Origin of the sequence: Segetibacter sp. (assembly GCF_025963695.1) — a bacterium.
GTDB lineage: Bacteria > Bacteroidota > Bacteroidia > Chitinophagales > Chitinophagaceae > Segetibacter.
In genome coordinates, this window is the sequence record NZ_JAOQAH010000119.1 from 44,970 (window position 1) to 57,118 (window position 12,149).

Genomic DNA, 12,149 nt, shown 5'->3' on the forward strand with positions numbered 1-12,149 from the left:
AAATACCTGAGTTGATATTTCATTTTTTATGCATACTCTTTTGGTAAATTTGTAGCAGGTTTTGCAGACTTAATGGTAAACCAAATCAAACTTTAATATGCCTTTTATAAGTATCGGCGATTTAAACGAAAAAGAAATAATACCCGGATACAGCGGCCGTGCGATGCATACTGGTACGATGACGTACATGTATTGGACAGTAGACGAGGGTGCTATAATTCCGGAACACGCTCATATGCATGAACAGGTTGCAACTGTTTTAAAAGGAAAATTTGAACTGACAGTAGATGGTGAAACTCAATTGTTGGAACCTGGAAAAGTTGCTGTAATTCCTCCTAATGTTAAGCATGGTGGCAGGGCAGTAACGCCATGCGAGTTATTAGATGTTTTTTTACCTGAAAGAGAAGATTATAAATTTTAAATATGGATCTTAATTTAACCAATAAAACAGCTCTTGTTTGTGGCGCCTCGCAAGGACTCGGACTAGCCTGCGCAACTGAACTTGCCCTATTGGGCGCTAGTGTTATTATCGCTAGCCGAAGTGATGATAAATTAAGATCTGCAGTAAAGCACTTAGATACTTCAAAAGGGCAAAAGCATGAGTTCCTGGTTTTAGATCTGGCGCAGCCAGAAGAAGTAAAGAAAACTGTGATGGCCTTCATTTCGAAAGGAAATACAATACACATACTTGTTAATAATGCAGGTGGCCCACCTTCAGCCCCAATGATAGATACAGATCCAGCCGAAATGGAAAAAGCTTTTCGTACTCATGTAATCAGCAGCCATGTACTGGCACAACTACTCGTTGCAGGAATGATAAAGGCAGGCTTTGGGCGAATTGTAAATATCGTATCAACTGCCGTAAAACAACCTATTGATGGTTTAGGCATATCCAACCTTGTTAGAGCCGCAGTTGCAAATTGGGCAAAGACCTTGGCAAACGAAATGGCTGGTTATGGCATAACAGTAAACAATGTATTACCGGGGTATACCAACACTGATCGGTTGAATTATTTGTTTTCCAAACAGGCATCAGATCAGGGGCTAACTAAGGAAGATGTATTTCAAAAAACGATTGCCTCAATACCAGCCAAAAGGGTAGGGGAGCCTGCAGAATTTGGGGCTGCCGTGGCATTTCTTTGTTCGCCGGCAGCAGCTTATATAAACGGTATCAATTTACCTGTTGACGGAGGAAGAACAGGTGGACTGTAGGGTTGGTAAAGGCGATAAAATAAGACCAAGCCCCGACGAGAGTTGCAGCGGTAAAGCCTACAAGTTCCACTTAATTAAATCTATTTCATTTTTAACACAGCGTAATTTGGATGATCAGGATTTACAAGTAATTCCTGCCGCCGGAGTGTATAAGAACATCCATTTCTTCCATAGGGATTGTTCCTAAAAGCGGTTCTGCGTCACCCTTAAGAACAAAGGCATTACATACCGCCTTTCTATTGGCAAAGTGTACTTCTATTGGTGCGGCAATATCATATTCTACAATGCTTCCGTCAGCCATTTGCGCCTTTCGTTTTTCAATCACGGTAAGTCCAACTGGCTTAATATACTTGCATTAATGGCCGTCATATACGCTCCGCTGTCGAGCCGCATTATACCCATATTCTACTGACTTCATCTGTATCCATTTGGTGCCGCCGAACCATTCCCTAATCAACTGCATTTATCAATTCTATGTCTGCATACATGGTTCCCATAACTTTATATTATTTACTAAGTCAATTCTTCGCCATCTTCACAGCCTACCATTTCAACTGTTCTACCTCTACCTCGCCGACAACAAAAACACTTCCGCATATTAGTATCATATCATCTTCGTGTGCATCATCAATAGCATGCTGCACTGCTTCGATAACGGTTGCAAAAGCATGACCTTTTAAGTCGTAGTCCGCTGCATTTAATGCCAGCTCTTGTTCTGGTAAAGCTCTTGGTATTTGTGCTTTTGTAAAATAATACTGAGCATATTTCGGCAGCAATGAAAGCACGGCTGAAATGTCTTTGTCTTTAACCATTCCAATAACAATTCGCAGTTTTTGAAAATTGCAATGCTCTAATTGACCCGCTACCTGTTTGATCCCATCTTCGTTATGCGCTACATCTAAAACAGTATACGGGCGATCGTGGATTACTTCCCACCGTCCGTGCAACCCCGTTAGTCTTCTTATATTTTCCAGGGCGTACTTAATATGTTTCTCCTGAATCTTCCAACCCATTTTAGTAAGCAGGTGAATAGCTTCCAAAACTGTTAACAGGTTTTGTACCTGGTATAGTCCTGTTAATTCCAGGCTATACTCCTTTCTTTCATCTGTGCGTTTATCTGCAATATTTACTTTTAATTGACTGCTCACCTGGTGCCAGTCTGCAACCCACTTGTTTTCATGGGCATAATAAATTGGAGCATTTAATTCAAAAGCTTTTTCCTCAAAAACAGGTTTCGTTTCAGGTAAGGTTTCACCGACGACTACCGGTATCCCTTGTTTAATAATGCCCGCTTTTTCACCTGCAATTTTATGGAGTGTATCGCCCAACAAATTCATATGGTCGTAACCAATATTGGTAATAATGGCAAGCTCGGGAGTGATAATATTAGTGCTGTCAAGCCGGCCACCCAATCCCACCTCGATGACTGCAATGTCAACCTTTTGTTGCGCGAACCAGGTAAAAGCCATAGCCACAGTAATCTCAAAAAACGAGGGTTCTATTTCTTCGATCAGGGGTTTTATTTGCTCTGTAAATTGTATCACAAACGACTCCTCAACCATTTCGCCATTTACCTTAATTCTTTCGCGGAAATCTTTTAAGTGGGGTGAAGTATACAATCCCGTTTTGTAGCCGGCAGTTTGCAATGTTGCAGCAAGCATGTGACTGGTAGAGCCCTTGCCGTTGGTACCTGCTACATGTATGCTCTTAAAACTTTGTTCGGGACTGCCTAAAGCCTGGCAAAGTTTAATTGTATTAGTTAGGTCTGCTTTAAAGGCCGCAGTCCCTAAACGACTAAACATAGGCAGCCGATGAAACAGGTAGTCGATGGTTTGTTGGTAGTTGAGCATAAAAAAACCGTAGCTGTCAAAGCTACGGTTATGAGAGATTTATTTGTAAGAATATTGCTTTCGAAATTTATCCTTTCAATTTAAAATCAAATAGAATAGTGCCAGACTGATCATCTTCATCGCCTGCATTCAGCTTTAATTGTAAAGCTTTGCGTGTGGCAATAGATCTTATATTTCCATTGGTAGTGGTGGTGCCACGTGGGTTTACAGTTGCTGACACAACATTTCCGCTTTTATCCACTTTAATATCAACCGCTACCTTGGCATTCTCATTAAAGTCATCTTCAAATGACGGATACCTTGTAACTCGTCTGCCGCTTAATCCACTGCGAATTCTTACACCGCTGTTGCCGCTGGCCGCATTGCCCTTGTAGCTATCTGAATTTGGGTTACCGTTTGGACTTCCCTGGTCGCCTCGGCCACCTGCCACTCCCTGGTTTCTTACCCCATTATATGTGTCGGCACCATTGCCGCCCGCCCCGTTGCTAGTGCCACCTTTATAAATCGCTTTAGGTTGTGGAGGTGCAGGGGTAGGGTTTGCAACCGGCTGGGTATTTGGACGGGGTCTTACAGGAGTGGTGTTGGCCACAGGTCTATCAATTTCCCTTGGTTTTGCCGGTACAGGTGTAGGTAACGTCTTTCTGACTACAGGTTTGGGATCTTTGTTTACTACCGGCGCATCGTCGGTTTCGTTTTCATCCCCCTGGATATTCTCTTCCTGTGCAACAGGTGGAGCCGGTGTAGATTGAGCAGGCGGCGAATAAGCTTCTTCTTTAGCCGCAGCAGGCTCACCTGGTACTTCTGGTGCTACATCTCCTAATCCTTCATCACTGTTTCCCAGGTTTACTTCAATCCCTTCTTCCATCACCGGAGGTGCAATTTGGGGCAAAGTCCATTTCACAAAAAAGAAAACAATAAAAAGCAATACACAAACAACAGAAGTGTAAGTAGCAGCTTTAATGTTTTTTTCTCTATTAAATGCGGGCGCCATTAAATTATAGTTAGACATACAAATATAATTATCGTACTACCAGGTTCTTTTAATGTTGAAAATTACTCTTATAACAATGCCTGAATGCACAACAAGCCGATAAATAAAGGTTAAGAATGGCGTTTGGTATTGTTGTACGTGTTCAGGGGCTTTAGGCAACCATGTAGATTTTAAGAATAATCAGTAATTCTCTTTCGTTATACTGGCCAGAATGGTTACACAGAGACCCATAAAAGCAATTACTGCAAAAGACAGTCGAAGGCTAGAGACACCCGCTAATAATCCTATTAGAGGGGGGCCGATAAGAAATCCAAAAAAGCTAATAGTTGATACTGAGGCGAGCGCTATTCCGGGAGATAATGTCTTAGATTTTCCTGCTGCACTATATACCAGCGGAACTATTGACGATACGCCTACCCCCACCAGCAAAAAGCCCAGAACAGAGGCATAAAAAGTTGGAAAAACGACGGCTATCAATAGTCCTGACATGATGATCAATCCACTTACTTGCACAACACGTTTAAACCCGAAGCGGAAGGTGAAATAATCAGCTACAAAACGGCTGATGGCCATGGTGCACATAAAAGCAGTATAGCCTGCCCCAACAAGTAAAGGCTTTGCCATTACCACATTTTTGAAATATATGCCGCTCCAATCGAACATCGCGCCTTCACAAAGCATCGAGCAAAATGCTATTAAGCCAAGTGTCAGAAATGACTTATTGGGCATAACAAACAATGGCGCATTCTCTTTTGACTTCAAATCACTAACGACAAGATAACGGGAGGCAACTAAAAAAATGGAAATCGCAACGGCAAGAACGATCACAAAATGATAGGTAGGGGCAACCGCAATACCGGTCATAAAAGTTCCTAACGCAGCGCCGGAAAAACCAGCAAGGCTCCACACGCCATGAAAAGAAGCCATAATATTTCTCTTATAAAGAGCCTCCACGTTTACAGCCTGTGTATTAAAAGAAATGTTGCCCATATTACCGGCAAGACCAAAAACGAAGAGGGCCGCCATTAGTTCAACTTTGGTAGAAGCCATACCTAGCGTTACCAATAAGCAACTATAAACAATAGCAGCAATACAAGCAACCGTTTTGCTTCCCTTTTTTGCTACCAGCCATCCTGAAATTGGAAGTGATACAAGTAAGCCTACCGGGAGGGAAAAGAGTACCAGACCCAGCTCTGTTTCTGATAACCGAAGCTTATTTTGAATTGCAGGGATCCTTGACGCCCAGCTTGCAAAGACAAATCCAAATAAAAAAAAGAATGCTGACACCGCTATCCTGTGTGCCCTGTTAGAAGTTATTGAAGTCATATAGTCGTTGCAGACATAAATTTTGTATGAAGTTTGCATCGCAACTTGCGACACCAGGCATGCAAAATTTGGGTGGGTTTAAGAATGATTATTTAGGCAGGCAGCGTCAGGAAAATGCAAGATAACTATGTGAAGCTTTACAAACCCTCGGATTTATTTTTATTGCTGTTCTCTATTAATTTACTTGCTAACGAAGCAACAACACCACCTGTAAGGTATAAGCCAACTGTCATCAATTTTGTTTCTAAAGTACGGTTACTTAACCTTTCACTTAATCCCATTGGCTTCGGTAAATAAACAGCACCAAGTCCGGCGGCTAATCCCAATAGTATTCCACGAAGCATAATTTTCTTCTCATCACCAATAGCTGCAACGCTATAATAAAGAGAATTAGATATAATATCACCCGCCATAGTAATTTTAAAAAGAGTATGCTCTTCTGGTACAGGAAGCTTTACGGCTACAAGCGATTTGCCAATAGCTTCCATTCCCAATTGATCCATTCGGGGTGCTTTTTTCGTCAGTCTCCTTATTGTTTCATGCAGTAAAGTAAGTGTAGCTGCTCCTGCAAATCCTCCTCCTATAGCTGATAATAATTTCATCTCATTATAATTTTTTACTACCCGTTAAAATACAATGCCAAAGAGACCCTACATTAAAAACTTCTAAATTCAATTGGTGTTAGCGGGCGACATAAACGGGTTCCTGGTTGGATTGAAAGCCAGGAAAACCGTAATTATCCACAGCAACGTGTGGAAAGAATTGTTGTTATGGCTTTGTGTAATGATGTTGTGTACCTCAATATATAATATTACTTTTCATAAGTTCTTTTGCTTTTTCAAAGCATTTCTGAAAATTTAATAAAACGCCCCCCCCAGTTTCAATAATAATTGCCCCTGTAAAAAGGGGCTTTTATTTGCGCTTGTTTTAACTTTTAATTTTTTTTTTGACAAGCATGTGTTTTTTCTTCAACATCGTTGTGTCACACCCTTCAACTTTTATTATTCTACTGCGCTTTCTACCATTTTGATGGTTATTTAAGCTCGAAGTTTAGATGTTTTTAGTAATTGAATGCTAAACACTTCAATTCTTACCTTCAAAACACATTATTTTTAATGCCTTAATTACTATATGAAAAAAATGTACTTGCCGCATTGGTCATTCAATCCCTATATCGTTTTATTAACTTTTGTATTCACCTCCCTGCAACTAGCTGCCCAGCCGGCAGGACAAGCAATCGTGAAAGGTAAAATTTCTGATTCTTCGTCCCTCGCAGGTTTGAGTTTTTCGGGCATAAAAATATTTAAAAGCAACGATAAGAAGTTAGAACACGAAAGCGTAGCCAGCGAGGCTGGAAGTTTTTTAGTTGAATTAAGTTATGGACGTTTTTATGCTCAAATTGATTTTATGGGTTACAAACCCTACAAGTCCGCCGAGTTTACGCTTTCAAAAGAGCATTCAACACACGATTTCGGCATCATCAAATTAACCCCTTCAGCAAATACATTACAGGAAGTTGTGGTACAATCTGAAAAGAGTTCAATGGTACTTTCTCTGGACAAGAAAATTTTTAATGTTGGAAAAGACCTGGCAAATGCAGGCGGCTCAGCTTCCGACATTCTCACAAATATTCCATCTGTTTCTGTTGATCCCGAGGGAGGTGTAAAACTGCGTGGAAGTGGAAACGTTCGCATTTTAATAGATGGTAAACCTTCAGGCCTGGTTAGTTTTAAAGGAGGCAGCGGACTACAGCAACTGCAGGCCAGCATGATTGACCGCGTTGAAATAATAACGAATCCATCCGCCCGTTACGAGGCAGAGGGAATGGCAGGTATAATAAATATTGTTTTAAAGAAAGATAAACGGCAAGGATTCAACGGTTCTTTTGAGGTTACCTCAGGTTATCCAACTAACCTCGGCGGCGCAGCCAATCTCAATTACCGCCATAAAAAAGTAAACTTCTTTGTCAATTATGGTATCTCGTACCGAAGGCAGCCAAACGAGGGGCGGTTGTACCAGGAAGTTTACGGTAAGGATACCACCTTCATTTTAAAGCAAACCAATAATGGCATGCTTACCGGCTTTAGCAATAATATTCGCGGAGGCATCGATTATTATTTCAACGAGACAAGTATTCTCACCGGTTCATATTTGTTCCGCAGAAGTGATGCCAACAGGAAAACCAACATCAGGTACGAAGACTATTTAAACAATGCATCTAAACTTACCAGTATATCTACCCGTACACAAAATGAAGATGAGGTAGAGTCAAACTCGGAATATTCATTAATTTATAAAAAATCATTTGGGCAAAAAGGTCATGAATTAGTTGGGGAGATTAAGTACCTGGATAATTGGGAAAGTTCGCGGCAGGTGTTTAACCAACACTTTTTTCAGGCTAACGGTACAGAAAATATTGCCAAAGCCATTATACAAAAATCGCCGAACGATGAATATGAAAAGCAGTATTTGTTTCAGCTAGATTATACCAAACCAATTAGTAAAGAAGGGAAATTTGAAATGGGACTTAGAAGCAGCTTGAGAAATATGCAGAATGATTATTTGGTAACGGAAAAGAATGCTTCCGGCGATTTTCTTCCCATTGCAGGGCTTGACAATAATTTTTTCTATCGGGAAAATATAAATGCAGCCTATGGAATTTTAGGCAATAAAACTAAAAAGGTCTCTTACCAGGCCGGCCTTAGAGCAGAGTGGACCGACGTAAAGACCACCCTGGCTGAAACTAACCAGGTGAACCCAAGAAGTTATATGAACTTTTTTCCCAGCACACACGTAACGGTCGATCTTGCCAAACAAAACGCTATTCAACTAAGTTACAGCCGCAGGGTTAGGCGCCCGGTTTATGATGACCTTAGCCCTTATATGACTTTTTCTGACAGCCGAAATTTTTTTAGCGGCAACCCCGATTTGAATCCTGAATTCACTAATGTTTTCGAGATAGGCCATATAAAATACTTTGACAAAGGCTCGCTTTCGTCATCAATTTATTACCGCAGTACAAAAGACAAAATTGATCGCATCAGGAGGGTAAATGCAGAAGGTAACTCCAGCACCAGGCCGGAAAATTTGTTGTCTGAAAAAGCATTTGGAACCGAGTTCGCCAGCGGCTATACTCCTTACAATTGGTGGAAACTAGATTTCAATTTCAATTTCTTTCATGCCGACATTGATGGAAGCAACATTATAAAAAGTTACAAGACCAGTACTTATAGCTGGTTTGCAAGGCAAACTTCGCGGTTTATGTTCCCTAAAAATTTCGACATGCAGCTAAGGGGAAATTATGAAGCGCCTCAGAAAACTGCACAGGGCAAAAGAAAAGCGCTTTATTATATTGACCTCTCTATGAACAAAGATGTTTTTAAGGGAAACGGCACACTTACGTTTAATGTGCTCGATGTTTTTAATTCGCGCCGCAACCGGTACATAACTGCTGGCCCTAATTTTTTTACAGAAGGAAACTCGCAACAAAGGAGAAGGCAGGTAAATATTACGCTGAATTACCGTATAAAGCAATCGAAGCAGGTAAAAAAAGTTAGCGAAGAATAAGTAACGTTTTTCTTTTGTTACAGCATATTACTACTGGTTCTGAGGTAATATAAAAGTAAATGAAGCGCCGCCTTGCTCGTTAACGGAGGCATAAATAATACCGCCGTGTGTAGTTACAATTTTACGGCACAGGGCCAGGCCTATTCCATAGCCGCCATAAGAACTTTTTTCGCTAAGAGTCTGAAAAATAGTAAAAATCTTATCTGCATAGTCCTGGTTGAATCCGATACCGTTGTCTGCAATTTTTACTTCCCAGTATTCTTTATTTCCGATTAACTGTGGAAACTCTTTTTTTCGATCCTCGGCCAGCTTATTCGAAGTAATGGTTATTGCCGGGGGTACGTGCTGCTTTGTAAATTTCAAGGCATTACCAACAAGGTTGTATAGTAATTGATTCATTTGCAGAGAAATTGCATGTATCGTTGGCAGCCGATCGCTCTTAATAACTGCTTGCTTCTGGTTTATCAGCAACTCAAAATCAAGCTTCACACTCTGTAAAATCAAGTTTAGGTCTACCGCTTCCAGCTGTAATGTTTTATTTGAAAGTCGTGAATATTCGAGAAGATCTTTAATTAAACCAGACATCCGTTTTGCAGAAGCATTTACCTTGTCGAGATACTTTTTTACATCTTCCTTTTTGTCATGTTGCTCAAGCAGCATGTTGCTGAAAATCTGAATTTTTCTTAGCGGTTCCTGCAGGTCGTGCGAAGTAACATAAGCAAACTGTTCAAGTTCTTCGTTAGACCGCTCAAGTCTTTCATTTGCTTCTTTTAGCTCTACTGTTCTTTCTTCAACTTGTTTGGACAACTCTTCCGCAAAAATTTTCTGCTCTGTTATATCCTGTATAACCCCCAGTAAGCGCACCGGGTTTCCCTGGTAGTGTACAATTTTTCCTTTCACCCTAACCCATCGCTGTGTTCCATCTTTGCGATTTACTCGTACTTCGTAGTACACATTGCCGGTTATCTGTGCTTCCTCATGTGCCCGCGCCCTTATTTCAGCATCATCGGGATGAATGAGCATAGCAAATGCGGTCCGCGAGTGCTCATGCCGGTCGAACCCCCAAATATTATAAACACGTTCTGAAGTTATAATTTCGTTAGTTAGTAAATCAATCTCGTAGGTCCCAAGGTCTGCTAACTCAATGGCAAGCCTTGCATTCTCTTCTGCATATTCAATTTTCTGTCTTGCCAGTACTTGTTCTGTTACTTCTGTGGCAACCGCTATTATTCCCGATATCGTATTGTTACCCTCTCTAAAGGGCTCATAAACAAAATTGATATAGGTTGTTTCAATTTTACCGTTCCTCGGCAGCATTACTACGCGTTCATTTGCAATAAAACGATTGCCGAAAGTATAAACATCATACAATAGCTTTTCAAACCCCTGTTCTTTAACTTCTGGCAGTCCTTCAAAAATTGGTTTTCCCAACATATCCTTTTCCGGCTTGCCCCACAACTCGTGCATTCTATCGTTTGCAATTTCAACTACATGATCCGGTCCTTTAAGAACACACATAGCAACTGGTGCCTGCAAAATCATATTTTGGAAATTAATGTCACTTTGTTTCATTTTTTGCTTTGCCAGCACTTGTTCCGTTACAGTAGTAGCGAGGATTAAAACACCGCTTATATTGCCATCTGCTTCCCGGTAAGGTTCGTATATGAAATTGAAGTACACGGTCTCTATTTCTCCATTCCTTCTTTTAAAGGTGGCAGGCACTTCAACTCCGTAATGAGTAGTTCCACTTGAATACACATCGAGCAGCAAGTCGTAGAAGCCCTGGCCTTTCATTTCGGGCAGTATTTCTAAAAATGGTTTTTGTAATGCTTCCTTCCCTACGTTCCATAATTCAAAAAGAGCCGTATTGGCCACATCTAGCACCATATCCTTTCCTTTTAAAATAAGGATCGGATCGGTTGACTGCTCAACAATGTTTCTAAACCTTACATCACTTTCCATTTCTCTTTTGCGCGCCTCCACCTGGCCAGTCACGTCATGTCCAAAAGCCATTACTCCTTCTATTACTCCATCATCGTTACGGTAAGGTGTATAAACCAGGTTGTAATACCGGGTAATTAGAATACCGTTATTATGCATGTCTATTAATGCAGGTATTTCATTTCCATAAAAAGGGTCACCAGTATCAAAAACGTTTTCAAGTATGCCAAAGAAAGGTTGTCCCTCCAGTTCTGGAAACGCCTCTCTAACTGTTTTTCCTACTATATCTCGGTAATTAAAAATTTGTAAGTAAGCGTCGTTGGCCAACACATATCTAAGTTCTCTTCCTTTGTAAATAGCAATAGGGGCAGGTGCCTGGGCAAACAATTTAGTAAGATTATGTGCACCCATCACTTCTTCTGCTTTCAATTGATCGATCATTACTAATTGTGTATTTAATACAGTAAAATTACCTGTTAAAACCTTCTAAACGTCAGATTGCCGACGCTGTATGAATAATGAAATAATTAAAGCTTTTCGATTTTTTTGACCCCGTGCTGCAGTATTGCTATTTTTTCATTGTTGCGTAGGTTACGGTCTCACAAATAAAAAAATCAGCTAAGAAAAAGCTGTAGGTCGAATTGTAGATAGACTTATGAACTAAGGTCCTACGTCGTAATTTCGGGAGAGCAACAAATGATACCGGCGTTTGTTGTAACCCGACCATGGCTACATAAAAACAGACCGGAAATATTTGTTGTAAAAACAGCCGATGCAAGAAGGCAGGCAAGTAAACGCATAGAAAAATAGTTTGGGCAGAAAATTAAGAACGGATCAATTTTCAACAGGAAGAAAATGCAGGTCAGTCTGTATTTGCCGAAACGGAAAAATAAGTCATATTGTTATAAACAGAATGCATGCGTGCCGCTGGATGATTAGAAGACAACAGTACAAGAGTGCGACGCAAGAATGATGAACACAACGTACAACTGTTGGGAGCCAAAAAGTACTTTTAAAAAATTGATTTGTAAATCTTCCTAAGGATGCGTCATTTTACCTGGGTTATTGCAGAGGCACAAAATTAGTGAGTAAACATATTTCGGTTTAATGGCAACATTTCACTCCTTCTCATTTCATAAAATTTCTACTATGGAATATATTCGTTTTGGAAATACCGGCCTGCAGGTATCCCGCATTTGCCTTGGTTGTATGACCTATGGAACGCCAACTGAACGCTGGCCGTGGGCCTTGAAAGAAGACGC

Annotated in this window: 9 protein-coding genes; 3 read left to right on the forward strand and 6 right to left on the reverse strand. The window is 40.7% G+C overall.

Annotated features, from left to right (window positions below; translation table 11 throughout):
* The first annotated feature begins 97 nt into the window (after nucleotides 1-97).
* Together JWR87_RS19900 and JWR87_RS19905 are read left to right on the forward strand one after the other, a co-directional pair.
* Nucleotides 98-421: a cupin domain-containing protein gene (locus tag JWR87_RS19900; protein WP_297823599.1), complete on the forward strand. Its 324-nt coding sequence runs from the start codon at nucleotides 98-100 to the stop codon at nucleotides 419-421.
* 2 nt (nucleotides 422-423) lie between these two features.
* Nucleotides 424-1,212 (forward strand): SDR family oxidoreductase, encoded by a 789-nt coding sequence (locus tag JWR87_RS19905; RefSeq protein ID WP_297823601.1) that lies wholly within the window; start codon nucleotides 424-426, stop codon nucleotides 1,210-1,212.
* Between the two features lie 121 nt (nucleotides 1,213-1,333).
* Here the strand turns inward: JWR87_RS19905 and JWR87_RS19910 are convergent, their stop codons facing one another.
* From JWR87_RS19910 to JWR87_RS19930, 5 genes are all read right to left on the reverse strand, one after another.
* Nucleotides 1,334-1,513 (reverse strand): hypothetical protein, encoded by a 180-nt coding sequence (locus JWR87_RS19910; RefSeq protein ID WP_297823603.1) that lies wholly within the window; start codon nucleotides 1,511-1,513, stop codon nucleotides 1,334-1,336.
* 241 nt (nucleotides 1,514-1,754) lie between these two features.
* Entirely contained in the window at nucleotides 1,755-3,062 is a 1,308-nt protein-coding gene (locus JWR87_RS19915; RefSeq protein ID WP_297823605.1) for a folylpolyglutamate synthase/dihydrofolate synthase family protein, read from the reverse strand.
* 67 nt (nucleotides 3,063-3,129) lie between these two features.
* Nucleotides 3,130-4,071, reverse strand: a complete 942-nt coding sequence (locus JWR87_RS19920; RefSeq protein ID WP_297823607.1) for a hypothetical protein — start codon at nucleotides 4,069-4,071, stop codon at nucleotides 3,130-3,132.
* 162 nt (nucleotides 4,072-4,233) lie between these two features.
* Nucleotides 4,234-5,379, reverse strand: a complete 1,146-nt coding sequence (locus JWR87_RS19925; RefSeq protein ID WP_297823609.1) for an MFS transporter — start codon at nucleotides 5,377-5,379, stop codon at nucleotides 4,234-4,236.
* A 137-nt stretch (nucleotides 5,380-5,516) separates the two neighbouring features.
* Nucleotides 5,517-5,981 carry a hypothetical protein gene (locus tag JWR87_RS19930; protein WP_297823611.1) on the reverse strand — a complete coding sequence of 155 codons (465 nt, stop codon included), beginning with the start codon at nucleotides 5,979-5,981 and terminating at the stop codon, nucleotides 5,517-5,519.
* 529 nt (nucleotides 5,982-6,510) lie between these two features.
* Between JWR87_RS19930 and JWR87_RS19935 the strand changes: the two genes are divergently transcribed.
* A complete protein-coding gene (locus JWR87_RS19935; RefSeq protein WP_297823614.1) occupies nucleotides 6,511-8,946 on the forward strand; it encodes an outer membrane beta-barrel family protein in 2,436 nt (811 codons plus the stop codon).
* 30 nt (nucleotides 8,947-8,976) lie between these two features.
* Here the strand turns inward: JWR87_RS19935 and JWR87_RS19940 are convergent, their stop codons facing one another.
* Nucleotides 8,977-11,328 (reverse strand): PAS domain-containing protein, encoded by a 2,352-nt coding sequence (locus JWR87_RS19940; protein ID WP_297823616.1) that lies wholly within the window; start codon nucleotides 11,326-11,328, stop codon nucleotides 8,977-8,979.
* Nucleotides 11,329-12,149 lie beyond the last annotated feature (821 nt).

Bases quoted from the DNA above. Each gene is read 5' to 3' on its own strand.
- JWR87_RS19900 (WP_297823599.1), top strand. From the start codon at position 98: ATGCCTTTTATAAGTATCGGCGATTTAAACGAAAAAGAAATAATACCC.
- JWR87_RS19905 (WP_297823601.1), top strand. From the start codon at position 424: ATGGATCTTAATTTAACCAATAAAACAGCTCTTGTTTGTGGCGCCTCG.
- JWR87_RS19910 (WP_297823603.1), bottom strand. From the start codon at position 1,513: ATGGCTGACGGAAGCATTGTAGAATATGATATTGCCGCACCAATAGAA.
- JWR87_RS19915 (WP_297823605.1), bottom strand. From the start codon at position 3,062: ATGCTCAACTACCAACAAACCATCGACTACCTGTTTCATCGGCTGCCT.
- JWR87_RS19920 (WP_297823607.1), bottom strand. From the start codon at position 4,071: ATGTCTAACTATAATTTAATGGCGCCCGCATTTAATAGAGAAAAAAAC.
- JWR87_RS19925 (WP_297823609.1), bottom strand. From the start codon at position 5,379: ATGACTTCAATAACTTCTAACAGGGCACACAGGATAGCGGTGTCAGCA.
- JWR87_RS19930 (WP_297823611.1), bottom strand. From the start codon at position 5,981: ATGAAATTATTATCAGCTATAGGAGGAGGATTTGCAGGAGCAGCTACA.
- JWR87_RS19935 (WP_297823614.1), top strand. From the start codon at position 6,511: ATGAAAAAAATGTACTTGCCGCATTGGTCATTCAATCCCTATATCGTT.
- JWR87_RS19940 (WP_297823616.1), bottom strand. From the start codon at position 11,328: ATGATCGATCAATTGAAAGCAGAAGAAGTGATGGGTGCACATAATCTT.